This window comes from Rhizobium etli CFN 42, assembly GCF_000092045.1.
Lineage (GTDB): Bacteria > Pseudomonadota > Alphaproteobacteria > Rhizobiales > Rhizobiaceae > Rhizobium > Rhizobium etli.
Window position 1 is genome coordinate 36,514 of sequence record NC_007761.1, and the last position, 23,487, is coordinate 60,000.

The following is a 23,487-nucleotide window of genomic DNA, read 5'->3' on the forward strand; positions in this document are numbered from 1 at the left end:
GGCAGATTGATCAATCCGGATGGCCTCAATCTCCGATGTCAGGCGCTTTTGCCATCAGGATTGCAAGCGGTGAAGACACGCCTGTGAGCAACCGCAACGCGGGAAGTGAAACACCGGCTGCAAGGCTGACGATTTCACCCTCGGGAGGCACGCGGTTTTCGCCGGAAGCGCTGCCCGGAAGCACGACGTAATGCATGGCCGCCTGGGGGACGTGATCCTGCCGAACGATGCCGGTGCCGCGAAGTTCGATGAGCCCGGCGATCGACGGCGGACAGGTGGCGATCACCGTGCCGGTCTCTCCCGACAGAAGCACCTGATCATCGGCGACAAGCGCCGTGAACAGCCCCAGGCGGCGCGCCTCGGTCATGCAGGTGAAAGCCAGCATCGATTTCCCCCAGCCCGAGGGACCGCTGAACAGCAGCCCCGTTCTGCCGACGACGATCGCCGTGGCATGGATGTTGGCGGCCGCCGTCATGCGGCTGGATCGAGGGGCAGGGCGAGAATAAAGCGCGCACCGAGCACCTGCCCGCTTTCGGCGTCGGTAATGTTCTCTGCTCTGAGTGACCCGCCATGCGCTTCGGCGATCTGGCGGCTGATCGACAGGCCCAGCCCCGAATTCTGGCCGAAACCTTCCGATTCCGGCCGGTCGGTATAGAAGCGCTCGAAGATACGATCGATATTTTCCGCCTGGATGCCGGGACCGTTGTCTTCGATCGTGGTGACACAGCGCGACCGTGTCCGCATCAGCCGCACGGTAATCCTGCCGTCTTTTTCGGGGACGAAGGAGCGGGCATTCTCGATCAGATTGGTGACGATCTGGCCGATGCGCAGGTCGTGACCGTTAACGATGAAGCGCGTCTTGATGTTCGGCTTGCGTTCGACGACATAGTCGATCTGCACTTGCTTTTTGCTGCCCCTGATCTGGCGCGAGACGTCGATCAGGTCGCGCAGCAGCACCTCCATGTCGATGGAAGCGGCGTCGACGCGTGCGAGTTCGGCATCGAGCCGTGAGGCGTCGGAAATATCGCTGATCAGGCGATCGAGACGGCGGACATCGTGCTGGATGACGTCCAGCAGCCGTTTCTTCGAATCCTCCGACCTCGCGAGCGGCAGTGTTTCGACGGCGCTGCGCAGCGAGGTCAGCGGGTTTTTGAGCTCGTGGCTGACATCGGCGGCAAAGCTCTCGATCGCGTCGATGCGGTCATAGAGCGCTGTCGTCATCTCGCGTAACGCGATGGAGAGGTTGCCGATTTCGTCCTGGCGGGCGGAAAAGTCCGGAATTTGCTCACGTGTCTTGGCGCCGCGGCGAACGCGGATGGCGGCCGCCGAGAGACGGCGCAACGGATTGGCGATCGTCGATGAGAGCACCAGCGACAGCAGTACGTTGACGAGCGTCGCCACGCCGAAGACGCGCATGATGGCCAGCCGTTCGGCATGTACGATATTGTCGATATCGCCCGCCTGCGTCGACAGCAACAGCACGCCGAGCACGGCGCGGAAGCGCTGGATCGGAACGGCGACGGAAACGATGAGCTCGCCTTTCTCGGTGGTGCGCACGACTGCACCGCGCACGCCGGTCAGCGCGTTCATCACCTCGGGATAGATCGAGCCGTCGCCGCCCGGCGCTTCCTTATAGAGCGGCAGATTGCCCGGCTGCAGCGCCTTGTTGAACAGCGTCGCGAACCAATCGCTCCAGGTCTGCTTCTCTTCTTCGACCGGCGGAAGATCGAAGCGCAGCACCTGGCCGCGCGAATAGAGGTGACGCGAATCGAGCAGCAGATTGGCGTCGGCATCGAAGATGCGCGCGCGTGTGCGCGTCGGCGAGATCAGCCGGCGCAGAACCGGCGCGACCTTTTCCGGATCGATCGGAAATTCCAGATCCTCATCGTTCGGCACCGGGGTGATGCTCTGGCCGGCCTGCAATTCGAGCAGCTTCTGCGGATCGATGGTGATCGAGTTCGTATCGACCGACGCGGAGGCCGAAACGGCGCCGGCAATGATTTCACCCTGGGTCAACAGGCTTTCGGCGCGGGCGTCGATCAACCCTTCGCGAAACTGGTTGAGGTAGAGGATGCCGCCGACGAGCACCACCAGCGCGACGAGGTTGAAGAACAGGATGCGTCGCGTCAGGCTGGAAAACACCGCATTGCCGAAGATGCGGCGGATCAGCGTAAAGGGATGCGACCAACGGCGGCCCCGGACGCGACGGGTGCTCACGCCCTCCGCATCGTCCAAATCCCTTTCCTGCACCAACTGTGCCAATGACAGGCCCTTTCGAAAGGTTGGGCCGGATAAACCGGCCGGCAACCTTCAACATTTCCAGCTGTGCCGCTCGGGCTCACGCTGCTTCGCGGAAGCGGTATCCCACTCCGTAGAGTGTTTCAATCATATCAAAGTCGGTATCGACCATCTTGAATTTCTTGCGCAGCCGCTTGATGTGGCTGTCGATGGTCCGGTCGTCGACATAGACCTGTTCATCATAGGCTGCATCCATCAGCGCGTCGCGGCTTTTCACGACGCCGGGGCGCTGCGCCAGCGAATGCAGAATCAGGAACTCGGTCACCGTCAGCGTCACTGCCTCGCCCTTCCAGGTGCAGGTATGGCGCTCCTGGTCCATGACCAGCTGTCCGCGCTCCAGCGAGCGGGCCTGCTGCACCGCGCCGGCTTTCGGCGCACCGCCAGGGCTCGTGCCACCGGCGGCTGCGGCTTCGCGGCTCGAGGCGCGACGCAGGACGGCGCGGACGCGCTCCACCAGCAGGCGCTGCGAGAAAGGCTTGGTGATGAAATCGTCCGCGCCCATCTTCAGGCCGAACAGTTCGTCGATCTCCTCATCCTTGGAGGTGAGGAAAATGACCGGAATATCCGATTTCTGCCGCAGGCGGCGCAACAGTTCCATGCCGTCCATGCGCGGCATCTTGATATCGAAGATCGCCAGCTGCGGCGGTCGCGCCAGAAGGCCGTCGAGCGCCGAGGCACCGTCCGTATAGGTCTCGACCTTGTATCCTTCGGCCTCCAGTGCGATCGACACCGAGGTGAGGATGTTGCGGTCGTCGTCAACGAGCGCGATTGTCGGCATGGTGTTGGTCTCCGTCATCAGTGCGCAATCTCCCGGATTTTGGTCGTCCCCAGGCGGTCTCAATGACCGGATGCGCTTATGGAGGATAAAGGTGGAACAAATTGTGGCAAAGATAAAGAGGAAGATTGTTGTAAAAATCCCCCGCTTCCCTAAGTTGTACGCGGGAATGTTTCAACGCGGCTCTTCAAACGATTTAAAAAGAACGAAACAAATTTAAATCGATTAATTATTTGATATTACTATATTTTCTCCGTTTTTATCTCTTGTCTTTTAAAATTTCTCACCGTATTTTTCCGCTCAGTTTTAACGGCAACGAGCCTGAGCAAAGGGAACCAGCCATGGAAAAGTTCGGAGTTCATAACCCGGCAACGGAGCTTGCAACGGTTGGATTGGGCGGCGCAGCCAGCGTCCGCTATAACTTTTCCGCCGCAGCGCTCTATGAAGAAGCGATCCGCCGGGGTGAAGCCGAACTGACCGCCCAGGGCGCGCTTCGGGCCCTCACCGGTCAGCATACGGGCCGTTCGCCGCGCGACAAATTCGTCGTTCGCGATGCCAATACCGATGGCCAGATCTGGTGGGACAACAACAAGCCGCTCTCGCCGGAACATTTTGCGCTGCTGCGCGACGACATGCTGGCGCATGCAGCGGGCAAGGATCTGTTCGCCCAGGATCTTGTCGGCGGTGCCGAGGAAGGTCATGCCCTGCCGACGCGCGTCATCACCGAATTGGCCTGGCATTCGCTGTTCATCCGCAATCTGCTGATCCGCCCCGAGGCGGCGGCGCTGCCGACCTTCGTGCCGAAGCTGACGATCATCGATCTGCCGAGCTTCAAGGCCGATCCGGCGCGCCACGGCTGCCGTTCGGAAACGGTGATCGCCTGCGATCTCACCAACGGTCTCGTTCTCATCGGCGGCACCTCCTATGCCGGCGAAATGAAGAAGTCAGTCTTCACCGTGCTCAACTACCTGCTGCCGGCCAAGGGTGTCATGCCGATGCACTGCTCGGCCAATGTCGGTCCGGACGGAGACGCGGCGGTCTTCTTCGGTCTTTCCGGCACCGGCAAGACGACGCTTTCGGCCGATCCGGCCCGCACGCTGATCGGGGACGATGAACATGGCTGGAGCGAGAACGGCATCTTCAACTTCGAAGGCGGCTGCTACGCCAAGACCATCCGCCTCTCGGCCGAGGCCGAGCCGGAAATCTACGCAACGACGCAGCGCTTCGGCACAGTGCTCGAAAACGTCGTCCTCAACGAACGGCGTGAGCCCGATTTCGACGACGGTTCGCTGACTGAAAATACCCGTTGCGCCTACCCGATGCATTTCATCCCGAATGCCTCGGAAACCGGCCGGGCCGGGCATCCGAAGACGATCATCATGCTGACCGCCGACGCCTTCGGCGTCATGCCGCCGATCGCGCGCCTGACGCCCGATCAGGCGATGTATCACTTCCTCTCCGGCTACACCGCCAAGGTGGCCGGCACCGAAAAGGGTGTCGTCGAGCCGGAAGCGACCTTCTCCACCTGCTTCGGCGCGCCCTTCATGCCGCGTCATCCGGCCGAATACGGCAATCTGCTCAAGGAGCTGATCAGCCGCCACGGCGTCGAGTGCTGGCTCGTTAACACCGGCTGGACCGGCGGCGCCTACGGCACCGGCAAGCGCATGCCGATCAAGGCGACGCGCGGCCTTCTCGCTGCCGCCCTCAGCGGCAAACTCGGCCAGCTCCAATTCCGCACGGATACGAATTTCGGCTTTGCCGTGCCGGTTTCCGTCGATGGCGTCGACGGCAGCATTCTCGATCCCCGCTCGACCTGGGCTGACAAGGCTGCCTACGACGCGCAGGCCGAAAAGCTGGTCTCGATGTTCATCGCCAACTTCGCCAAGTTCGAAGATCACGTTGATGGCGGCGTCCGCGATGCGGCCCCGGGCGTAAAGGCCGCCGCCGAATAAGAAGAATCAACTCCTGATTCACGTGAAACCCGGCATTGCAGGATGGCCGGGTTTTCTCGTTGATGGCCGATGTTTTCAATTGGCGGCCGATATGAGATAGAACGCCGCATGGCCAGCGACGCGCTCTACATCGATGACAGGATCACCATCGCGGGATGGGAACTGACGGAACAGTTCGTTCTGGCGGGCGGTCCCGGTGGGCAGAACGTCAACAAGGTTTCGACCGCGGTCCAGCTGTTCTTCAACATCGCGAATTCGCCTTCCCTCAATGATCGCGTCAAGGCCAACGCGATCAAGCTCGCCGGCCGGCGTATGTCGAAAGAGGGTGTGCTGATGATCGAGGCGAGCCGCTTTCGCAGCCAGGACCGCAACCGCGACGATGCGCGCGAGCGGCTGAAGGAACTGATTCTGGAGGCGGCCAAGCCGCCGCCGCCGCCGCGCAAGAAGACAAAGCCGACCAAAGGTTCGGTCGAGCGCCGTCTGAAGGAAAAATCCGGCCGCTCGGAAGTCAAGAAAATGCGCGGCCGCCCCGGCGGCGGCGAATGACATGCCCGAGCTCCTCAACGGCATCCGACATCTGCCCGGCTATCTCGACCGGGCGCACCAGGAGGAATTGGTCGAGCTGATCCGTGCCGTCGTCACCGAGGCGCCGCTCTATGTGCCCGTCATGCCCGGCACCGGCAAGCCGATGTCGGTCAGGATGACCAACTGCGGGCCGCTCGGCTGGGTAACGGACAAGGAGCGCGGCTATCGTTATCAGCCGACGCATCCGGCAACCGGCAGGTCCTGGCCTCAGATGCCGAAGCTTTTGCTCGATATCTGGAATGACGTTTCCGGCTATGAGAAGCCGCCGGAGGCCTGCCTCGTCAATTTCTATTCCGACGACGCCCGCATGGGCCTGCATCAGGATAAGGACGAACAGGATCTGCAGGCGCCGGTCGTCTCGATCTCGCTCGGCAACAGCTGCCGCTTCCGTATCGGCGGCCTCAACCGCAATGATCGTACGCTATCCTTCAAGCTTGCGAGCGGCGATCTGGTCGTGCTGGGCGGCGAGGGGAGGCTTTGTTACCATGGCGTCGACCGCATCTACCCTGCGACATCGACGCTGTTGAAGAACGGCGGCCGCATCAATCTGACGCTGCGCCGCGTTCGTCCGTGAATATTGATCGCCTGCTATAGTTTCCTGAGCGCGACCTGTTCGATCAGATGATCCTTGCCCTTTTTCAGGATGAGATCGGCGCGCGGCCGCGTCGGCAGGATGTTCTGGCGCAGGTTCTTCAGGTTGATGTTCGTCCAGAGATCTTCGGCGATTTCAAGCGCTTCCGCATCGGTGATCGAGGCGTAGCGATGGAAATAAGAATTGGGATCGCGGAAGGCGGTTTCCCGCAGCCGCATGAAGCGCGTCACATACCAGTTGTGGATCTCATCTTCCGCAGCATCGATATAGATCGAGAAGTCGAAGAAGTCGGACACCATCGGCACGATCTTGCCGTCGGCCGGCAAGTCGCGCGATTGCAGCACGTTGATGCCTTCGAAAATCAGGATGTCGGGCCGGTCGACGATCTTGTATTCGTCCGGCAGCACGTCGTAGACGAGGTGCGAATAACACGGCGCCTTCACATCAGGCCGCCCGGCCTTGATCGCCGACAGGAAGCGCAGGATTGCGCCCGTATCGTAGCTTTCCGGGAAACCCTTGCGCTGCATCAGCTTTTCCCGCTGCAGCACCGCGTTCGGGTGGAGGAAGCCATCCGTCGTGATGAGATCGACCTTCGGGCTGGAAGGCCAGCGGCCCAGGAGCTCCTTTAGGATACGGGCTGTGGTCGATTTTCCCACAGCGACCGAGCCGGCGATGCCGATGACGAAAGGCGTTTTCGTCACATCCGACATGCTGAGGAAGCGGTTGCGCTGGTCGAACAGCATCTGCGAGGATTCGACATGCGACGAGAGCAGGCGCGACAGCGAGAGATAGATGCGCCGGACCTCGTCGAGATCGATCGGGTCGCCCATCGAGCGCAGCCGCTTGACCTCGTCGCCGGTCAGCGTCAGCGGCGTGTCGGCGCGGAATTTCGCCCATTGCTCGGAAGAGAAGAAATGGTAGGGCGAATAGGATTCAGACTGGAAGTGATCCAATATCTCCGGCACCCCGATAATCTCAGTCGCGATACTCATGAACTCTGCCGGCTGGCCTTTTCCTTGAGACCGGACTGCGCGGTTCTGCGCTCGAGTTCGGCCATGACATTCTCTAGCGGTATTTCAGCAATCTTCAATACGACCAATAGGTGATAGAGCAGGTCGGCGGCTTCATAGGTCAGATTGTTGCGATCGCCCGTCACCGCCGCCATCACCGCTTCGATTGCCTCTTCGCCGAGCTTCTTCGCCGCCTTCGGCTGGCCGGCGGCCACGAGTTTGGCTGTCCAGGACTGCTCCGGTGAGGCTTTCGATCGCTCTTCGACGATGCGTTCGAGGTCGGAAAGGGAAAATCCGCTCATTGTTCGTTCTCAGGCTTCAGTCGAGACGCATGTCGATGCCGCACTTCGACATATAGTGTTTTGCCTCGCCGACGGTATAGGTGTTGAAGTGGAAGATCGATGCGGCCAGCACGGCGTTGGCATGGCCCTCCTTGACCCCGGCGACAAGATCGTCGAGGTCGCCGACGCCGCCGGATGCGATGACCGGCACACGCACCGCATCGGCGATCGTCCGCGTCAGCTCCAGGTCGTAGCCGACTTTGGTGCCGTCCCGGTCCATGGAGGTGACCAGCAGTTCGCCGGCCCCGCGCGCCACCATCTTCTGCGCGAATTCGATGGCATCGATGCCGGTCGCGTTGCGGCCGCCATGCGTATAGATTTCCCAGGCGCTGAAATTGTCGCCGCCGACCGCTTGCGTGCGCCTGCGCTTGGCGTCGATCGAGACGACGATGCACTGGTCGCCGAACTTGTCGGCCGCCTCGGCGACGAAATCAGGATTGCTGACGGCTGCCGAGTTGATGGACACCTTGTCGGCGCCGCACAGCAGGAGCTTGCGGATGTCGGCAATGGTTCTGACGCCGCCGCCGACCGTCAACGGCATGAAGCATTGCTCGGCCGTGCGCGCCACGACATCGAAAATCGTCTCGCGATTGTCCGAGGATGCGGTGATGTCGAGGAAGCAGAGCTCGTCGGCGCCGGCCGCGTCATAGGCTTTCGCCGCTTCGACCGGATCGCCGGCATCGACGAGATTGAGAAAATTGACGCCCTTGACGACGCGGCCGTCCTTGACGTCGAGGCAGGGAATGACACGAGCCTTGAGGGTCATTTACGCAGTCTCCTTGGCCCTGTTGGCGTTGATCAGCGCCAGCGCTTCCTTGGGGTCAATGCGGCCGTCGTAAAGCGCACGGCCGGAGATCGCTCCTTCCAGCTTTCGTGCATCGGGCTGCAGCATCCGTTTGATGTCGTTAAGCGAGGCGAGGCCGCCCGAGGCAATGACGGGAATGGAGACCGCGTCGGCGAGTTCCAGCGTCGAACTCCAGTTGATGCCGGTCAGGATGCCGTCGCGGTCGATATCGGTGTAGATGATTGCGGCAACACCGGCGCCCTCGAATTTCTTGGCGAGTTCGATGATGCCGAGTTCGGAAGCTTCAGCCCAACCCTCGACCGCCACCTTGCCGCCCTTGGCATCGATGCCGACGGCGACGCGGCCGGGAAATTTCCGGCAGGCCTCGATGACCAGCTCAGGATTTCGAACCGCGACGGTGCCGAGGATGACCCGCCGCAACCCGCGCGACAGCCAGGCTTCGATGTGGTCGAGCGTGCGGATGCCGCCGCCGAGCTGCACTGGATTTTTAGTCGCCTTCAGGATCGCCTCGACGGCGTCGCCATTGGCCGAATGGCCCGCGAAGGCGCCATCGAGATCGACCACATGCAGCCATTCGAAGCCCTGGTCTTCGAAGGATTTCGCCTGGGCGGCCGGATCGGTGTTGTAAACCGTTGCCTGCTGCATGTCGCCGAGCTTGAGGCGGACGCATTGGCCGCCCTTCAGATCGATCGCGGGAAAAAGGATCATATCGTCTTACGTCCGTAGAGTGATCGCTGCCATCAGCGCATTCCACGCATCTACGATATCCGAGCGGAAAAAGACAGCGGCAATGGCGGCCGCGCTCAGAAGCAGCAGAAGCAGAAGGATGACGATGAAGCCGGCACGCACCTGGCGCCAGAAGCCGAGGCGCTTCTTCACGGATTTCTCGATCTCGCGAACCCGCCGCAGGGCGTCGCTGTTGACGGCGGCGAGCCGGATTTCGGGCTCCATCGCCTCCACATAGGTCTCGGCATAGCTCGAAAGAATCTGCGAGGCGCGATCGCGCAGCGTATTGCGCAGGTCGGTGGAGAGATAGTTGCTGGAAACGGCGGCAAGCTCGGCCTCATTGGGCGAACGGCCGGCATTCCGCTTGCGATAGCTGACGACGAAATCGCGCTTTTGCCGCTCGTAAAGGGCATAGGCAAGCAGGCCGATCAGATCGTCTTCGCCTTCGATGTAGAATTCCAGCACGGCTTCGGTGATATCGCCGGCGTTGATCCCATTGGCGCGCAGCTGCGAATTCTCGTTGCCGGCAAGGAATTCGTGGATCATCGGTCCAGCCTTTCTTTCAATGCCTTGGCCGCGTTGGAAAGCGCCCTTTTATGGAGGGCTTCGTCGACACGGCGAATGATCGTCCCGTCGGGAAGCCGGATGTCCGAGAAGGAAGGCAGACCCTCTCGGGAGGGCCGCAGCATATAGAACACCTTGCCTGATTTCTGCGAAGCCGGCATCGAGTGCACTCCCGTTCCGCCCTTTCCATAAAGAGGAAATAAGGCGGAGGTATTACGGATTCCAGCGCAGGAAATTGGCGATCAGGGCGAGGCCGAGCTTCTGGCTCTTTTCCGGGTGAAACTGGGCGCCCACCATGTTGTCGCGCCCGACGAGGGCGGTCATCGGGCCGCCATAATCGACGGTCGCAATGACATCCTCGGGGTCTTGGGCGGCAAGATGGTAGGAATGCACGAAATAGGCGTGCAGTCCCTGCGGCCCGGTGGGAATGCCGTCGAACAGCGGATGTTTGCGCTTCAGGTCGAGCGTGTTCCAGCCGATTTGCGGAATCTTCAACGAGGGATCGTCAGGCGTCATCTCGATGACATCGCCCGGAATCCAGCCGAAGCCGCGTGTCACGGTCTTCTCCAGACCGCGCGAGGACATGAGCTGCATGCCGACGCAGATGCCGAGGAAAGGCCGCGCCTTATTCTCGACAGCCTCGATCAGCACTTCGCTCATGCCGGGCACGGCGTCCAGTCCACGCCGGCAATCGGCGTATGCGCCGACGCCGGGCAGCACGATACGATCGGCCGCAGCAACGTCCTCCGCCTTAGCGGTGAGATCGATGTGCGCATCGATGCCCGCCTCGCGCGCGGCACGTTCGAAAGCCTTGGTCGCCGAACGAAGGTTGCCGGAACCATAATCGATAATCGCGACGCGCATCGTCAGCGTCCTCCATCAAAACCAAAGAGACCGAGCGATATCGCCTGACCGTGCGGGATGTTCGCACCGGGCTTGTTCTGCCGGTCCGGTGCGACGGTGTCGTCACTCCCCGCAGGGACCGCCTTGTCCGCAAAATAGACCTGCTCGGCAATATCGAGCTTATCGGCTGCAACGAGCGCGTCTTCATTCCAGCCCTTGGCGGCAAGGTTGCGGATGCGGAAATTCTGGCCCTCGAGACCGACCAGTATATTCACGCCCAGCATGATCGCCGCGCCCGCCGGCCCCAGACCGGGTTCGTCCATCAGTGCAGCACCGATTCCTTGCAGGAGAAACGCCGCGGCCGCATGCAGCCATAGCCGGTGCACCAGAAGCCAAGCCCATGGAAACAGGAAGCCGAGCCAGGTAAAGCCGTCGCGAATTGTGCGCACCTCATCGGTCGCTGCGCTCCCGCCGCCGGGCGGTGTCAGGAAAATATAGCTGGAGGTCATTGTCGCCGCTCCCTGAGGGGCTCAGACGAGCGTGCCCTTCGTCGAGGGAACACGGCCCGCCTGTCTCGGATCGATCTCTGTCGCCGTGCGCAACGCGCGGGCGACCGCCTTGAAGCATGTCTCGGCAATATGGTGGTTGTTGGCGCCATAATGGTTGAGAAGATGCAAGGTGATGCCGGCGTTCTGGGCGAGCGCCTGGAAGAACTCGCGCACGAGTTCCGTGTCGAAGGTGCCGATCTTCGGTGCGCTGAAGGCGACATTCCAGACGAGGAAGGGCCGACCCGAAAGATCGACCGCCGCCTTGGTCATCGTCTCGTCCATGGCGAGATCGATCGAGGCGTAGCGCGTGATGCCCCGGCGGTCGCCGAGCGCTTTCGAGATCGCCTGGCCGATCGCAATGCCGGTATCTTCGACCGTATGATGATCGTCGATATGCAGGTCGCCCTTGGCTTCGATTTCCATGTCGATGAGGGAATGCCGCGAAAGCTGGTCGAGCATATGGTCGAAGAAGCCGACGCCGGTCGAAATCTTCGATTTGCCGGTGCCGTCGAGATTGACGGAAACGGAAATCGACGTCTCGTTGGTCTTGCGGGCAACGCTGCCCGTACGGCTTGCTGCAGTCTCGGCCATGTGGCCCTCCATCGGAATGAAGCCGTTCCTTATCAGGCGCATCGGCAAATATCCAGAAGCCGCGGAGGAGAAAAGCCCCCATTTGCAATCGGCTCAGGCCTGCTTACATAGGGTTCAACAAGGACCGGTGTGCGGTCTCATGTAAAGGCCCGCGTCATGGGCAGACAGGTGTTTTATGACAACAATCATTACAGTTCGAAAAGGCGGCAAGGTGGTGATGGCGGGCGATGGCCAGGTGAGCCTCGGCCAGACCGTCATGAAGGGCAATGCCCGCAAGGTGCGGCGCATCGGCAAGGGCGATGTCATCGCCGGTTTCGCCGGCGCCACGGCCGACGCCTTCACCCTGCTCGAAAGGCTTGAAAAGAAGCTGGAACAATATCCCGGTCAGTTGATGCGCGCCGCCGTCGAACTCGCCAAGGACTGGCGCACCGACAAATACCTGCGTAATCTCGAAGCCATGATGCTCGTCGCCGACAAGTCGATCACGTTGGCAATCACCGGCAACGGCGATGTTCTGGAGCCCGAACACGGCACGACGGCGATCGGTTCTGGCGGCAATTTTGCCTTCGCCGCCGCCCGTGCGCTGATGGATACCGACAAACCGGCCGAAGAGATCGCCCGGCGCGCCCTCGATATCGCCGCTGATATTTGCGTCTACACCAACCACAATATCGTGGTGGAATTGCTGGATGTCGAAAGTTGAATCCCGCGCCTTCCGGCTGCTGCCGCGGCTGACCTGCCGCGGCGTGACAATGATGAATTGCGGCCGGGCGCCGATGGCTCCGGACCGCCAGGAGAATGATACGCAATGACGACCTTTTCCCCCCGCGAGATCGTTTCCGAACTCGATCGCTATATCATCGGCCAGCATGATGCCAAACGCGCCGTCGCGATTGCGCTGCGCAACCGCTGGCGTCGCCAGCAGCTCGACCCGAGTCTGCGCGACGAAGTCATGCCGAAAAACATCCTGATGATCGGCCCGACCGGTGTCGGTAAGACGGAGATCTCCCGCCGCTTGGCAAAACTTGCCGGCGCGCCCTTTATCAAGGTTGAAGCCACCAAGTTCACCGAAGTCGGTTATGTCGGCCGCGACGTCGAGCAGATCATCCGCGATCTGGTCGAGGTCGGCATCGGCCTGATGCGCGAGAAGAAGCGGGCCGAGGTGCAGGCTAAGGCGCATGTGAGCGCCGAAGAGCGTGTGCTCGATGCGCTGGTCGGCACCACCGCTTCGCCCGCCACCCGCGAAAACTTCCGCAAGAAGCTCAGGGACGGCGAGCTCGACGACAAGGAAATCGATATCGAGGTGGCCGATGCCGGTTCCGGCATGGGCGGCTTCGAAATACCCGGCATGCCGGGCGCCAATATCGGCGTTCTCAACCTGTCGGAAATGTTTGGCAAGGCGATGGGCGGACGCACCAAGAAGGTGCGTACGACGGTCAAGGCCTCCTATACCGATCTGATCCGCGATGAATCCGACAAGCTGATCGACAACGAGGTGATCCAGCGCGAGGCTGTCCGCGCGACCGAGAATGACGGCATTGTCTTCCTTGACGAAATCGACAAGATCGCCGCCCGTGACGGCGGCATGGGCGCCGGCGTTTCGCGCGAAGGTGTCCAGCGCGACCTGCTGCCGCTCGTCGAAGGCACGACGGTCTCGACTAAATACGGTCCGGTGAAGACGGATCATATCCTCTTCATCGCTTCCGGCGCCTTCCATGTCTCCAAACCCTCGGATCTTCTCCCCGAACTGCAGGGCCGCCTGCCGATCCGAGTCGAGCTGCGTCCGTTGAACAAGGAGGATTTCCGTCGGATCCTGACGGAAACCGAAGCAAGCCTCATCCGCCAGTATCGGGCGCTGATGGAAACCGAAAATCTGAACCTCGATTTCACTGACGACGCGATCGATGCGCTGGCCGATGTCGCCGTGCACTTGAACTCCTCGGTCGAGAATATCGGCGCACGTCGGCTGCAGACGGTGATGGAGCGGGTGTTGGACGATATTTCCTACAATGCGCCCGATCGAGCCGGGGCAGCCATCACGATCGATGCAGCTTATGTGCGCGAACATGTCGGCGATCTCGCGCAGAATACCGATCTGTCACGCTTCATTCTGTGATATCGGCGCACCGGTTCATGGCTTTACCGATGTGAATGCCGCATTCTGTTGACCTCGACTATCGACAGCGGGCCTTTTCCTTTTTAGTGAAGGCCCGTTTTGTTTTCCGCCGCGGCTTTATTCGGCCAAGATTCTGGTCCAGTCAGCCGCATCGCGAGCAGGACGATGAACGGACGGGATAGCGGATCGTGCGACGCCTTTTGACAAGCCTTTTGATAGCTGTTGCCCTGGTGAATTCGGCGCCGGCCTTCGCCATTCAGGCGGTGCCGGCTGGCAATCGCCACGCTGAGCAGCCCGATATTCCCGGCGCGTCCGTCCGCCGCACCAAGGGCACCAAGAGCAGCTTCGATCTGAAATATGAGAAGGTCCATGAGCTTCTTGCGACCGATCGCGAGCTGATGGCCAAGATCCGCAAGGTCTCCAGCGCCTACGGCATCAATCCCATCCATGTCGTCGGCGCGATCGTTGGCGAACACACCTACAATGTCGACGCCTACGACCGGCTGCAGGCCTATTATGTCAAGGCCGCTTCCTATGCCGGGGAAAGCTTCCGCTTCGCCTATGACGGCGAAAACGTCGATGATTTCGTGGCGCGGCCGCAATTTGCGCGGTGCAAGGACAAGAGTGATTCCTACACGCTCTGGTCCTGCCGGGAAGATGTCTGGGAAAGCGATTTCCGCGGCAAGACGGTGGGCGGCGAGAGCTTCCCCAACAACCGCTTCAGCGCGGTCTTCTTCCAGCCCTTCTATGCCGGCCAGACTTTCGGCCTCGGCCAGGTCAATCCGTTGACGGCATTGATGCTCTCCGATCTCGTCAGCCGCGTCTCGGGTTATCCGAAGCTGAACGAGAAAAATGCCGGGGACGTCTATAAGGCGATCATGGATCCCGATATCTCGCTCGCTTTCGTCGCGGCCTCGATCCGCCGGTCAATCGACGATTACAAGGAGATTGCCGGCATGGACATCTCGGGCAATCCCGGCCTGACGGCGACGCTGTATAATGTCGGCAATTCCCGCCAGCGTGCCGCGGCGCTCGCGGCGAAAAACCGCTCTTCCGGTGCGACCGTTTGGCCCGAAGAGAATTATTACGGTTGGCTGATCAACGACAAGCTGGACGAACTCAAGGGCCTGCTCTAGCTTCAAGCTTGCCGGGAAGGCGCCGATCTTCCCCGAAAGGCTTTGACGATGGACATGCGTCCGGATCCCTTCGTTCCGCCGGCACCGCTGCCGCGCACCGTGCCGCCGAGCCGGCTCGATATCATCCGTATCATCCTGCGCAATCCGCTCGAACTCTGGGGTGAGCCGTCCTATACGCTCCCTTGGATCAAGACGAGTTTCTTCGGGCAACACACCCTGATCGTCAACGATCCCGGCTTGATCAAGCACGTACTGGTCGACAATGCCGCCAATTACCGAATGTCAGACATTCGCCAGTTGGTGCTGCGGCCGATCCTGCGTGACGGCCTGTTGACGGCGGAAGGCCAAGTCTGGAAGCGATCGCGAAAGGCGGTCGCGCCAGTCTTCACGCCGCGCCACGCCAAAGGTTTTGCCGGCCAGATGCTGCGGCAATCGGAAGATTTTGTCCGCAAATACGAGAACGGCGATGCGGCTGGCCAGATCTTCGATATCGCCACCGACATGACCGATCTGACCTTTGCTATTCTTGCCGAGACGCTCTTTTCCGGCGAAATCGTCTCATCGAGCGGTCATTTCGCCGATGACGTCAACCAGCTTCTCCACCGCATGGGCCGCATCGATCCGATGGACCTTCTGCGCGCGCCCTCCTGGGTGCCGCGCCTGACCCGTATCGGCGGTCAGAAAGTGCTGGAGAAATTCAGGGCGATCGTTCGCGATACCATGGATATGCGTCTGGCGAAGATGAAGGCCGATCGCGCCGCCGCACCGGAGGATTTTCTGACGCTGCTCCTGGAACAGGCTGGTCCGGATGGACTGACCGAGGAGGAGATCGAGGACAATATCCTGACTTTCATCGGCGCCGGGCACGAGACGACGGCGCGTGCGCTTGCCTGGACCCTCTATTGTGTCGCCAACAGTCCGCATATTCGCGAGGCGATGGAAACGGAGATCGATGCCGTCCTGGCGACTGGAGCCGAACCAGTGGAATGGCTGGATCTGATGCCAGTGACGCGGGCGGCGTTTGAAGAAGCTCTCAGACTTTATCCGCCGGCCCCTTCGATCAATCGCGCCGCGATCGCTGATGATCTCTGGATAAACGCCAAGGGTGAAAAGATCGAAATACCGGCCGACATCACCGTGCTCATCATGCCTTGGACGCTGCATCGCCACGAACTTTATTGGGAAAAGCCGCGCGCCTATATGCCGGAGCGCTTCCTGCCGGAAAACCGCGGCGCCATTGGCCGGTTCCAGTTTCTGCCGTTCGGCGCCGGCCCGCGCGTCTGCATCGGCGCGACCTTCGCGCTGCAGGAGGCGGTGATCGCACTGGCCGTGATGATGCACCGTTTCCGTTTCGATCAGACGGCAACCACCAACCCCTGGCCCGTGCAGAAACTGACGACTCAGCCGCAGAACGGGCTTCCCATGCGCGTGACGTCCCGCATATTTTCTCGAACGGCATAAATCTTTCGAACTATTGCGGAATTGACTGTGAATGAAAGCCGGGCAAAGTGGCAGCATTCACAGGCGTTGCCAGGGAGAATATCGCATGAGCCGCATTGATAAGAACGGTCTTGCCATCGAAACCATCCTTCATGATTTCCTGACTCAGGAGGTTCTGCCGGGTCTGGCGATCGATGCGGACAGGTTCTTTGCCGATTTTTCGGCGATCGTCCACGATCTCGCCCCGCGCAATCGCGCGCTGCTGGTCAAACGCGACGAGCTGCAGACGAAGATCGATGACTGGTATCGCCAGCATGGCGCCCCGTCGGATATGGACGACTACCAGTCCTTTCTCCGCAGCATCGGCTACCTCCTGCCGGAAGGATCGGACTTCCAGGTTTCAACCGCAAACGTCGATCCCGAAATCGCCTCGATCGCCGGTCCACAGCTTGTCGTTCCCGTGATGAATGCGCGTTACGCCCTGAACGCCGCCAATGCTCGCTGGGGCTCGCTCTATGACGCGCTCTACGGCACCGACGCCATTCCCGAGAACGACGGCGCCGAGAAGGGCAAGGGCTACAACCCGAAGCGCGGCGAAAAGGTCATCGCCTGGGTGCGAGATTTCCTCGATGCGGCGGCGCCGCTGCAGGACAGCAGATGGAAGGATGTCGGCAGCTTCTTCGTCAAGGACGGAATGCTCGTCGTCAGATCGGTCGACGGCGAGCAGACAATGCTCGGGGATGGGGGGCATTTTGCCGGCTATCGCGGTGATGCCGCGGCGCCGGCGCATATTCTCCTGAAGAACAACGGCATTCATATCGATATCGTCATCGACCCGACAACGGCGATCGGCAAGGCCGATCCGGCCCATATCTCCGATGTTTGGTTGGAATCGGCAATCACCACGATCATGGACTGCGAGGATTCGATTGCCGCCGTCGATGCCGAGGACAAGGTCGTCGTCTATCGCAACTGGCTCGGCCTGATGAAGGGCGATCTGCAGGAAGAGGTGGCAAAGGGCGGAACGACCTTCCTCCGCAAGCTCAACCCGGATCTGGACTATACCAGCCCGGATGGCGCTTCGTTCGAGTTGCATCGCCGTTCATTGATGCTGGTGCGCAATGTCGGCCACCTCATGACCAATCCCGCGATTCTCGACAAGGACGGCAATGAAGTGCCTGAGGGCATCATGGATGCCGTCATAACCGGCCTGATCGCGCTTTACGATATCGGTCCCACTGGTCGGAAGAAGAATTCCCGCACCGGCTCCATGTATGTGGTCAAGCCGAAGATGCATGGGCCTGAGGAGGTCGCCTTCGCCGTCGAGATTTTCTCCCGGGTCGAAGACGCGCTCGGCATGGCGCGCAACACCATCAAGATGGGCATCATGGACGAGGAGCGGCGCACGACGATCAATCTCAAGGAGTGCATCCGCGCCGCCCGCGAGCGTGTCGTCTTCATCAATACCGGCTTCCTCGACCGCACCGGCGACGAGATCCACACTTCGATGGAAGCCGGTCCAATGATTCGCAAGGGCGATATGCGCCAGGCAGCGTGGATATCGGCCTATGAGAACTGGAACGTTGATATCGGTCTGGAATGCGGCCTTTCCGGCCATGCCCAGATCGGCAAGGGCATGTGGGCGATGCCGGATCTGATGGCGGCAATGCTGGAACAGAAGATCGCCCACCCCAAGGCCGGCGCCAATACCGCTTGGGTGCCTTCGCCGACGGCTGCAACCCTGCATGCCACCCATTATCACCGCGTCAATGTCGCCAAGGTCCAGCAGGGGCTGAAGGACCGGGCTCGCGCCAGGCTTTCCGACATTCTCTCCGTGCCGGTTGCGGTGCGGCCGAACTGGACGCCGGAGGAAATCCAGCGAGAGCTCGACAACAATGCCCAGGGTATCCTCGGCTATGTCGTGCGCTGGATCGATCAGGGCGTCGGCTGCTCGAAAGTGCCCGACATCAACAATATCGGCCTGATGGAGGATCGCGCGACCTTGCGCATTTCGGCCCAGCACATGGCGAATTGGCTGCATCACAAGGTCGTCACCGAAGCTCAGATCGTCGAAACAATGAAACGCATGGCTGCCATCGTCGACCGCCAGAACGAATCCGATCCAGCCTACCGGCCGATGGCCGGCAATTTCGATGATTCGATCGCTTTCCAGGCCGCCCTCGATCTCGTCCTGAAGGGCAGGGAGCAACCGAACGGCTATACTGAACCGGTGCTTCACCGCCGCCGCCTCGAGCTCAAGGCGAAACAATCGGCGTGACCGATACGAAAAGGCCGCCGGGACGACAGTCCGGCGGCCTTTCTTATACCAAATTCGGCATCTACGTTACTGGATGACGATGACCTTGGAGGTCCCCTTGCCGGGACGGACGCGGCTATAGAGGTCGATGACGTCCTGGTTCATCAGGCGGATGCAGCCCGAGGAAGCGGCGGTGCCGATCGAAGCCCATTCCGGCGTGCCGTGCAGGCGGAACAGGGTGTCCTTGCCATCGTCGTTGAAGAGATACATGGCGCGCGCGCCGAGCGGATTGCTGAGACCGGGACCCATGCCCTCCTCGACATATTTAGCGACGTCGGGGCGGCGTTCAGCCATTTCCTTCGGCGGGTGCCAGGTCGGCCATTCCTGTTTCCAGGCGACATAGGCGGTGCCGGCCCATGCGAAGCCCTGCTTGCCGACACCGATGCCGTAGCGCATCGCCTTGCCGTTCGGCAGGATGTAATAGAGGAAGCGCTCGCGCGTATTGACGATGATGGTGCCTGGACGCTCGGTGGTCTGGTAGCTGACGACCTGGCGGCGGAACTGCGGCTTGACCCTGTCGATCGGGATCGCCGGCAGGGAGTATCCGGCATCCTTCGTCACGCCATAGGCGTCGTTAAAGATTTGAGCTGTCTGTACCGTCGGGCCTGCGCCCTTGTCGTCGACGGATGCGCTTTCGGAATTGGTGGAGCAGCCGGCCAGTGCGAGCGTCGTCAGCAGGCCAAATACAGGGAATGCATTGCGGATGCGCATAGATAACTCTTGAAGTTTTTGGGCGAGGAGAACAGTCTTTCGACCATCGTTGATTATGGTTTATTTTCGATTAACTTGCGCTTGGCAAGACTGCTGCAGCGCGAGGAATCCGTCTGCCGCGCAAATTAAAAGCGCATGGTTTTTTTGCAACAACACGCCAGCCCGCGGGATGGTTATCCATGACGATTTTGAGCGTTTACAATAACAATCCGTTAATCGATGGCCGGCAATCGGACAGGGCCATGATGGTGCGGCGCGGAACGCAGATATTGCTGCACGAAATGCGCCATGCCGTGCTGCCGGAACTACCGCTCGCCAGCGGCCGCCGCGCCGATCTGATCACGCTTTCGGAAAAGGGGGAGGTCTGGATTATCGAAATCAAGACATCGATCGAGGATTTCAGGGTGGATCGCAAATGGCCGGAATACAGGCTGCATTGCGACCGCCTGTTCTTTGCGACTCATGAAGGTGTGCCGCTCGACATCTTTCCGGAGGAGTGCGGCCTCTTCCTTTCGGATGGCTATGGCGCCCACATGATTCGCGAGGCGCCGGAGCACCGCATGGCGCCAGCCACGCGCAAATCCGTCACGCTCAGTTTCTCGCGTGCCGCCGCACAAAGGCTGATGATGGCCGAATGGGCGAACGGAAAACCGTTCACCGTGGATGATGTCTGAGGAAGGTTTCGTCTATTTCGGCGCGCGTTTGGCAAGGATGCGCTGCAGCGTTCGCCGGTGCATATTGAGCCGGCGTGCCGTTTCAGAGACGTTGCGCTCGCACATTTCATAGACCCGCTGGATGTGTTCCCAGCGCACCCGGTCGGCTGACATCGGATTTTCCGGGAGTTCGGCCTTTTCGCCCGGCCGTTGCGTCAGCGCCGAAAAGACGTCGTCGGCATCTGCAGGCTTTGCCAGATAATCGACGGCGCCGAGCTTCACGGCCGTCACCGCCGTTGCGATATTGCCATAGCCCGTCAGCACGATAATCCGCGTGTCATCGCGCCGCTGGCGGATCGCTTCGATGACGTCGAGCCCATTACCGTCGCCGAGCCGGAGGTCAACCACCGCATATTTCGGTGGCCTGCCTTTCGATTTCGCAACGCCTTCCGCCACGGACTCAGCCGTTTCCACCTGAAAGCCGCGCGTCTCCATCGCCCTTGCGAGACGGCGCAGGAATGGCCCGTCGTCATCGACGATCAGCAGGCTGGCGTCCGGACCGATATGATCTTCATCCGACGCGGCGAAATTTCCTTGATTCTGTTCTGTCATCGTCTCGAGTCCCGACGGTCGAACGCCCGATCTTGGTCAACCGTTTTTCATTCTACTTATGCCGATAAAGTCATTTTGTCGAATTTGCGTCGATTAGCATCCGTGGCCATTCGATGCGGATGCGCGCGCCGGCTCTTTCCGGCTCGCGGTTCTCGAAAACCAGCGATGCGCCGGAACGCTCCAGCAGCGTCTTGGCGATGAAAAGGCCGAGCCCGAGGCCGCCGGCCGTATCTTCCTTCTGCCGTTTGGTCACATAGGGCTCGCCGATTCGTGTCAGAATGTCAGGCGAATAACCGTTGCCGTCGTCCTCGATGACGATCAGCACTTTGTCCTGATCGTGCTCGACGGTAATCGTCACTTTCTCCCTGGCATAATCGACGGCATTCTCGATCAGGTTTCCGAGCCCGTACATGATGCCGGCATTTCGGTCGATCACCGGCTCGCTCTTGCGCGGGCTCTTCTCGATGAGCTCGAGCGTGATGCCGAATTCCCGATGCGGCGCGACGATCTCCTCGATCATCGAGGACAGCGGCAGCCGGCGCATATGCGCCTCGCCTTCGGAGGAAAGCGTCGTCAGCCGCCGCAGAATGTCGCGGCAGCGTTCGCTCTGGCTGCGCAGCAGCATGACGTCCTCGCGGAAACGATCGTCATCCTTGAGTTCCCGCTCCATTTCCTTGGCGACGACGCTGATCGTCGCCAGCGGCGTGCCGAGTTCGTGGGCCGCGGCGGCCGCCAGCCCGTCGAGCTGCGAAAGATGTTTCTCCCGCTGCAGCACCAGTTCGGTCGCCGCCAGCGCATCGGCAAGCTGGCTCGCTTCCATCGAGACGCGATAGGCATAGAAGGCGGCAAAGGCCATGGTCGAGGCGATCGAGCACCAGACGCCGAACTGCATCACATTATGGACATTGATCTCGACCCCGTCGAACCAAGGCAGCGGGAAGGGCGAGAAGGCAAGCACCGTGATGCAGACCATCGCAAAGCCGATCAGCGCCGTGCTGTAGCGGATCGGCTGTGAGGCGAAAGAGATGATGACGGGCACGCACACGAGTGCGGCGAAGGGATTGGCAAGGCCGCCGGTGATGAAGAGCAGCGCGCAGAGCTGGAGGAGATCGAAGCCGAGCAACGCAAAGGCGGCCGGCGGCCCCAGCCGGTGCGTCGGCGGATAGCGGATGGTCAGGTAGAAGTTCACCCAGGCAAGGGCGGCGATCAGCGAAGAGCTAGCGATCAGCGGCAACGGAAATTTCAGCCAGAAGGCGACGATGAACACCGTCAGCGCCTGGCCGCCGACCGCAAGCCAGCGCAGCCGCACCAGCGTCTGCAGCCGCAGTCTGCGGCTGCTGAGCCGGTCTTCCAGCGTATGGCTTTGCGTCTTGTCGATCACGCCGGGCTTGTCGATCATGCCGGGGCTCCTTGATGGCTCTCATGTACCACGTGGTTTTGCCCGTGTCGTTGGCAACGCCTCTTCCGGCCGCTCCGGCCAGGGGTGGCGAGGATAGCGTCCGCGCATCTCGGCGCGTACGTCCTTCCATGAGCCCGCCCAGAAGCCAGGCAGGTCGCGCGTCGTCTGGATCGGCCGGTGCGCCGGCGACGTCAGCTCCAGGAGAAGCGGCAGGCGGCCTCCGGCGACCGCCGGGTGTTGCTTGAGACCGAACAGCTCCTGCACGCGGATCGTCAAGATGGGCTCCTCGCCCTCATATTGGATCGGATGTCTTTGACCGGTCGGCGCCTCGAAATGAGTCGGGGCAAGCCGGCTAAGATCGCGCTGCAGCTCGTGCGGCACCAGCGACATCAGCCCGTTCGAAAGCCCTGCCGCAGAAATCTCGGAAAGGCTTCGGGCGTCCTCCTGGAAGGGAGCGAACCATTCCTCCAGCCGGGAAAGCAGAGCATCGTCGCTGACATCGGGCCAGGGATCACCGATCGTCCGATGAAGGAAGCCGATCCGTTCGCGAAGCTGCAGTACCTCCTTCGAGAAGGCGAGCTGATCGAACCCCAGTTCGCGCACGCCCTCCATCAGCGCCTGAGTGACGGCGGCCCCGGAAGGACGCGGCAAGGGCGTCTCTTCGAAGACGATCGCGCCAAGCCGGGTTGCCCGCCGCGCCCGCACCTGCCGGCTCTGCCGGTCGAAGAATGTCTGGTCATAGGTTCCGATCTCGCCAGGCAGTTCGGCTTCGATATCCGCACGCGTCACTTCGGCCGCCGCCAGAATCCGCCCCTGTGCCGCGCGCCCGGTGAGATCGGCGATGACGAGCATCTGGCTGCCGGCGAGCCTCTCGGTTTCCGGCAGTTCCGCTCCCCGCCCGTTCGCCATGACGAATCGTCCGCGCCCGCCGCGTTGAAGCGCGATTCTGTCGGGGAATGCATGCAGCAGCAGCTGACCCGCCAGCACAGGTGCGGCTGTGGTGACGGTATCGAGGCCGGCGGCCAGCCGCCCCGCCAGCCGCCGCGAAGCGTCGGCTCTTTCGCCGCGCTCGGTCTTGAAGCGCCGCAGCCGATCCTCGATGTCGACGCTCGGCCCGCCAAGCCCCTGTTCGGTCAGGAGCACGGCAATCATCGCCGCCTCCCGGGCATGGCCGGATTCGCCTGATGAAACGACCATGGCGGCAAGCCGCGGCGGCAGAGCGAGATCGCGCATCATCTTGCCGCGGCCGGTCAACCCGCCATCCTTGTCGAGCGCTCCCAGTTGGCCGAGCAGCGCCCGCGCTTCCTTAAGCGTCGTTTCCGGCGGCTGATCGACGAAGGCAAGGGATGCCGGATTCTGGACGCCCCAATGGGCGAGATCGAGCACCAGGCCGGAGAGATCGCTGGAGAGGATCTGCGGCGGCGTGAAAGCCGGCAGTGCCGCCGTCTGCCCCTGGTGCCAAAGCCGGATGGC

26 protein-coding genes (1 of these 26 only partly in view) are annotated in these 23,487 nt (G+C 61.3%); 10 read left to right on the top strand and 16 right to left on the bottom strand.

Features of this window, described 5'->3' with window-relative positions; all coding sequences use genetic code 11:
- Nucleotides 1-25: 25 nt before the first annotated feature.
- The 3 genes from RHE_RS00175 to RHE_RS00185 form a co-directional block, all read right to left on the bottom strand.
- A complete protein-coding gene (locus RHE_RS00175; protein ID WP_020920025.1) occupies nucleotides 26-475 on the bottom strand; it encodes an HPr kinase/phosphorylase in 450 nt (149 codons plus the stop codon).
- Complete coding sequence (locus tag RHE_RS00180) at nucleotides 472-2,262, bottom strand: sensor histidine kinase (protein WP_041678510.1); 1,791 nt, start codon at nucleotides 2,260-2,262, stop codon at nucleotides 472-474. The genes RHE_RS00175 and RHE_RS00180 overlap by 4 nt, the downstream gene beginning before the upstream one ends.
- Nucleotides 2,263-2,338: 76 nt before the next feature.
- Complete coding sequence (locus RHE_RS00185; RefSeq protein WP_194291625.1) at nucleotides 2,339-3,076, bottom strand: response regulator transcription factor; 738 nt, start codon at nucleotides 3,074-3,076, stop codon at nucleotides 2,339-2,341.
- Nucleotides 3,077-3,414: 338 nt separating this feature from the next.
- On the opposite strand from RHE_RS00185, the gene RHE_RS00190 reads away from it, so the two are divergent.
- From RHE_RS00190 to RHE_RS00200, 3 genes are all read left to right on the top strand, one after another.
- Entirely contained in the window at nucleotides 3,415-5,025 is a 1,611-nt protein-coding gene (locus RHE_RS00190) for a phosphoenolpyruvate carboxykinase (protein WP_011423441.1), read from the top strand.
- 108 nt (nucleotides 5,026-5,133) lie between these two features.
- Nucleotides 5,134-5,571: an alternative ribosome rescue aminoacyl-tRNA hydrolase ArfB gene (gene arfB, locus RHE_RS00195; protein WP_011423442.1), complete on the top strand. Its 438-nt coding sequence runs from the start codon at nucleotides 5,134-5,136 to the stop codon at nucleotides 5,569-5,571.
- Nucleotide 5,572: 1 nt separating this feature from the next.
- Entirely contained in the window at nucleotides 5,573-6,184 is a 612-nt protein-coding gene (locus RHE_RS00200; protein WP_011423443.1) for an alpha-ketoglutarate-dependent dioxygenase AlkB family protein, read from the top strand.
- Nucleotides 6,185-6,198: 14 nt separating this feature from the next.
- Here the strand turns inward: RHE_RS00200 and coaA are convergent, their stop codons facing one another.
- Genes coaA through hisB form a run of 9 tightly spaced genes read right to left on the bottom strand, consistent with a single transcriptional unit; the run spans nucleotide 6,199 to nucleotide 11,630 of the window.
- Nucleotides 6,199-7,194: a type I pantothenate kinase gene (gene coaA, locus RHE_RS00205; protein WP_011423444.1), complete on the bottom strand. Its 996-nt coding sequence runs from the start codon at nucleotides 7,192-7,194 to the stop codon at nucleotides 6,199-6,201.
- Complete coding sequence (locus RHE_RS00210; RefSeq protein WP_011423445.1) at nucleotides 7,191-7,514, bottom strand: phosphoribosyl-ATP diphosphatase; 324 nt, start codon at nucleotides 7,512-7,514, stop codon at nucleotides 7,191-7,193. Before RHE_RS00210 ends, coaA begins: the two co-directional genes overlap by 4 nt.
- 16 nt (nucleotides 7,515-7,530) lie before the next feature.
- Nucleotides 7,531-8,319, bottom strand: coding sequence for an imidazole glycerol phosphate synthase subunit HisF (gene hisF / locus RHE_RS00215; protein ID WP_011423446.1), 789 nt, complete (start codon nucleotides 8,317-8,319; stop codon nucleotides 7,531-7,533).
- Nucleotides 8,320-9,066, bottom strand: coding sequence for a 1-(5-phosphoribosyl)-5-[(5-phosphoribosylamino)methylideneamino]imidazole-4-carboxamide isomerase (gene hisA / locus RHE_RS00220; RefSeq protein ID WP_011423447.1), 747 nt, complete (start codon nucleotides 9,064-9,066; stop codon nucleotides 8,320-8,322). It abuts the gene before it with no gap.
- A 6-nt stretch (nucleotides 9,067-9,072) separates the two neighbouring features.
- A complete protein-coding gene (locus RHE_RS00225) occupies nucleotides 9,073-9,630 on the bottom strand; it encodes a hypothetical protein (RefSeq protein ID WP_011423448.1) in 558 nt (185 codons plus the stop codon).
- Nucleotides 9,627-9,809 (bottom strand): hypothetical protein, encoded by a 183-nt coding sequence (locus RHE_RS00230; RefSeq protein WP_042117679.1) that lies wholly within the window; start codon nucleotides 9,807-9,809, stop codon nucleotides 9,627-9,629. Before RHE_RS00230 ends, RHE_RS00225 begins: the two co-directional genes overlap by 4 nt.
- A gap of 52 nt (nucleotides 9,810-9,861) precedes the next feature.
- Complete coding sequence (gene hisH / locus RHE_RS00235) at nucleotides 9,862-10,512, bottom strand: imidazole glycerol phosphate synthase subunit HisH (protein ID WP_011423449.1); 651 nt, start codon at nucleotides 10,510-10,512, stop codon at nucleotides 9,862-9,864.
- 2 nt (nucleotides 10,513-10,514) lie between these two features.
- Nucleotides 10,515-11,000: a DUF2628 domain-containing protein gene (locus tag RHE_RS00240; RefSeq protein WP_011423450.1), complete on the bottom strand. Its 486-nt coding sequence runs from the start codon at nucleotides 10,998-11,000 to the stop codon at nucleotides 10,515-10,517.
- Between the two features lie 21 nt (nucleotides 11,001-11,021).
- Nucleotides 11,022-11,630, bottom strand: a complete 609-nt coding sequence (gene hisB / locus RHE_RS00245; protein ID WP_011423451.1) for an imidazoleglycerol-phosphate dehydratase HisB — start codon at nucleotides 11,628-11,630, stop codon at nucleotides 11,022-11,024.
- Between the two features lie 175 nt (nucleotides 11,631-11,805).
- Here hisB and hslV point away from each other — a divergent pair, with 175 nt between their 5' ends.
- The 6 genes from hslV (at nucleotide 11,806) to RHE_RS00270 (ending at nucleotide 18,600) form a co-directional block, all read left to right on the top strand.
- Nucleotides 11,806-12,333: an ATP-dependent protease subunit HslV gene (gene hslV, locus RHE_RS00250; protein ID WP_011423452.1), complete on the top strand. Its 528-nt coding sequence runs from the start codon at nucleotides 11,806-11,808 to the stop codon at nucleotides 12,331-12,333.
- A complete protein-coding gene (locus RHE_RS34840) occupies nucleotides 12,320-12,442 on the top strand; it encodes a hypothetical protein (protein ID WP_276328758.1) in 123 nt (40 codons plus the stop codon). The genes hslV and RHE_RS34840 overlap by 14 nt, the downstream gene beginning before the upstream one ends.
- Nucleotides 12,439-13,746, top strand: a complete 1,308-nt coding sequence (gene hslU, locus RHE_RS00255) for an ATP-dependent protease ATPase subunit HslU (protein WP_011423453.1) — start codon at nucleotides 12,439-12,441, stop codon at nucleotides 13,744-13,746. The genes RHE_RS34840 and hslU overlap by 4 nt, the downstream gene beginning before the upstream one ends.
- A gap of 188 nt (nucleotides 13,747-13,934) precedes the next feature.
- Nucleotides 13,935-14,882: a DUF1402 family protein gene (locus tag RHE_RS00260; RefSeq protein WP_011423454.1), complete on the top strand. Its 948-nt coding sequence runs from the start codon at nucleotides 13,935-13,937 to the stop codon at nucleotides 14,880-14,882.
- Nucleotides 14,883-14,930: 48 nt separating this feature from the next.
- Nucleotides 14,931-16,343: a cytochrome P450 gene (locus tag RHE_RS00265; protein ID WP_011423455.1), complete on the top strand. Its 1,413-nt coding sequence runs from the start codon at nucleotides 14,931-14,933 to the stop codon at nucleotides 16,341-16,343.
- Nucleotides 16,344-16,428: 85 nt separating this feature from the next.
- On the top strand, nucleotides 16,429-18,600 hold the full coding sequence (locus RHE_RS00270; RefSeq protein WP_011423456.1) for a malate synthase G: 2,172 nt from the start codon (nucleotides 16,429-16,431) through the stop codon (nucleotides 18,598-18,600).
- Between the two features lie 66 nt (nucleotides 18,601-18,666).
- On the opposite strand, the gene RHE_RS00275 is transcribed toward RHE_RS00270, so the two are convergent.
- A complete protein-coding gene (locus RHE_RS00275; RefSeq protein WP_011423457.1) occupies nucleotides 18,667-19,350 on the bottom strand; it encodes a L,D-transpeptidase in 684 nt (227 codons plus the stop codon).
- A 179-nt stretch (nucleotides 19,351-19,529) separates the two neighbouring features.
- Between RHE_RS00275 and RHE_RS00280 the strand changes: the two genes are divergently transcribed.
- Nucleotides 19,530-20,024 carry an MmcB family DNA repair protein gene (locus RHE_RS00280; protein WP_011423458.1) on the top strand — a complete coding sequence of 165 codons (495 nt, stop codon included), beginning with the start codon at nucleotides 19,530-19,532 and terminating at the stop codon, nucleotides 20,022-20,024.
- A gap of 12 nt (nucleotides 20,025-20,036) precedes the next feature.
- Here RHE_RS00280 and RHE_RS00285 read toward each other — a convergent pair whose 3' ends face one another.
- The 3 genes from RHE_RS00285 to hrpB all read right to left on the bottom strand — a co-directional run.
- Entirely contained in the window at nucleotides 20,037-20,615 is a 579-nt protein-coding gene (locus tag RHE_RS00285; protein ID WP_011423459.1) for an ActR/PrrA/RegA family redox response regulator transcription factor, read from the bottom strand.
- A gap of 70 nt (nucleotides 20,616-20,685) precedes the next feature.
- Nucleotides 20,686-22,014: an ActS/PrrB/RegB family redox-sensitive histidine kinase gene (locus RHE_RS00290; RefSeq protein WP_011423460.1), complete on the bottom strand. Its 1,329-nt coding sequence runs from the start codon at nucleotides 22,012-22,014 to the stop codon at nucleotides 20,686-20,688.
- Nucleotides 22,015-22,035: 21 nt separating this feature from the next.
- A protein-coding gene (gene hrpB / locus RHE_RS00295; protein WP_011423461.1) for an ATP-dependent helicase HrpB crosses the window boundary here: on the bottom strand, nucleotides 22,036-23,487 show its 3' portion. The gene runs 1,014 nt beyond the window's last position; 1,452 of the gene's 2,466 nt are visible here — the last part of the coding sequence; the start codon falls outside the window, past its right edge — the gene reads right to left on this strand; its stop codon occupies nucleotides 22,036-22,038.

What these genes read in the sequence shown, in the direction of transcription:
- RHE_RS00190 (WP_011423441.1), top strand. Translation starts at nt 3,415, where the DNA reads ATGGAAAAGTTCGGAGTTCATAACCCGGCAACGGAGCTTGCAACGGTT.
- RHE_RS00290 (WP_011423460.1), bottom strand. Translation starts at nt 22,014, where the DNA reads ATGATCGACAAGCCCGGCGTGATCGACAAGACGCAAAGCCATACGCTG.
- hisB (WP_011423451.1), bottom strand. Translation starts at nt 11,630, where the DNA reads ATGGCCGAGACTGCAGCAAGCCGTACGGGCAGCGTTGCCCGCAAGACC.
- RHE_RS00280 (WP_011423458.1), top strand. Translation starts at nt 19,530, where the DNA reads ATGACGATTTTGAGCGTTTACAATAACAATCCGTTAATCGATGGCCGG.
- RHE_RS00265 (WP_011423455.1), top strand. Translation starts at nt 14,931, where the DNA reads ATGGACATGCGTCCGGATCCCTTCGTTCCGCCGGCACCGCTGCCGCGC.
- RHE_RS00175 (WP_020920025.1), bottom strand. Translation starts at nt 475, where the DNA reads ATGACGGCGGCCGCCAACATCCATGCCACGGCGATCGTCGTCGGCAGA.
- RHE_RS00275 (WP_011423457.1), bottom strand. Translation starts at nt 19,350, where the DNA reads ATGCGCATCCGCAATGCATTCCCTGTATTTGGCCTGCTGACGACGCTC.
- RHE_RS00210 (WP_011423445.1), bottom strand. Translation starts at nt 7,514, where the DNA reads ATGAGCGGATTTTCCCTTTCCGACCTCGAACGCATCGTCGAAGAGCGA.
- arfB (WP_011423442.1), top strand. Translation starts at nt 5,134, where the DNA reads ATGGCCAGCGACGCGCTCTACATCGATGACAGGATCACCATCGCGGGA.
- hisA (WP_011423447.1), bottom strand. Translation starts at nt 9,066, where the DNA reads ATGATCCTTTTTCCCGCGATCGATCTGAAGGGCGGCCAATGCGTCCGC.
- RHE_RS00185 (WP_194291625.1), bottom strand. Translation starts at nt 3,076, where the DNA reads ATGCCGACAATCGCGCTCGTTGACGACGACCGCAACATCCTCACCTCG.
- hslU (WP_011423453.1), top strand. Translation starts at nt 12,439, where the DNA reads ATGACGACCTTTTCCCCCCGCGAGATCGTTTCCGAACTCGATCGCTAT.
- RHE_RS00270 (WP_011423456.1), top strand. Translation starts at nt 16,429, where the DNA reads ATGAGCCGCATTGATAAGAACGGTCTTGCCATCGAAACCATCCTTCAT.
- RHE_RS00200 (WP_011423443.1), top strand. Translation starts at nt 5,573, where the DNA reads ATGCCCGAGCTCCTCAACGGCATCCGACATCTGCCCGGCTATCTCGAC.
- hslV (WP_011423452.1), top strand. Translation starts at nt 11,806, where the DNA reads ATGACAACAATCATTACAGTTCGAAAAGGCGGCAAGGTGGTGATGGCG.
- hisF (WP_011423446.1), bottom strand. Translation starts at nt 8,319, where the DNA reads ATGACCCTCAAGGCTCGTGTCATTCCCTGCCTCGACGTCAAGGACGGC.
- coaA (WP_011423444.1), bottom strand. Translation starts at nt 7,194, where the DNA reads ATGAGTATCGCGACTGAGATTATCGGGGTGCCGGAGATATTGGATCAC.
- RHE_RS00285 (WP_011423459.1), bottom strand. Translation starts at nt 20,615, where the DNA reads ATGACAGAACAGAATCAAGGAAATTTCGCCGCGTCGGATGAAGATCAT.
- RHE_RS34840 (WP_276328758.1), top strand. Translation starts at nt 12,320, where the DNA reads ATGTCGAAAGTTGAATCCCGCGCCTTCCGGCTGCTGCCGCGGCTGACC.
- RHE_RS00225 (WP_011423448.1), bottom strand. Translation starts at nt 9,630, where the DNA reads ATGATCCACGAATTCCTTGCCGGCAACGAGAATTCGCAGCTGCGCGCC.
- RHE_RS00240 (WP_011423450.1), bottom strand. Translation starts at nt 11,000, where the DNA reads ATGACCTCCAGCTATATTTTCCTGACACCGCCCGGCGGCGGGAGCGCA.
- RHE_RS00230 (WP_042117679.1), bottom strand. Translation starts at nt 9,809, where the DNA reads ATGCCGGCTTCGCAGAAATCAGGCAAGGTGTTCTATATGCTGCGGCCC.
- hisH (WP_011423449.1), bottom strand. Translation starts at nt 10,512, where the DNA reads ATGCGCGTCGCGATTATCGATTATGGTTCCGGCAACCTTCGTTCGGCG.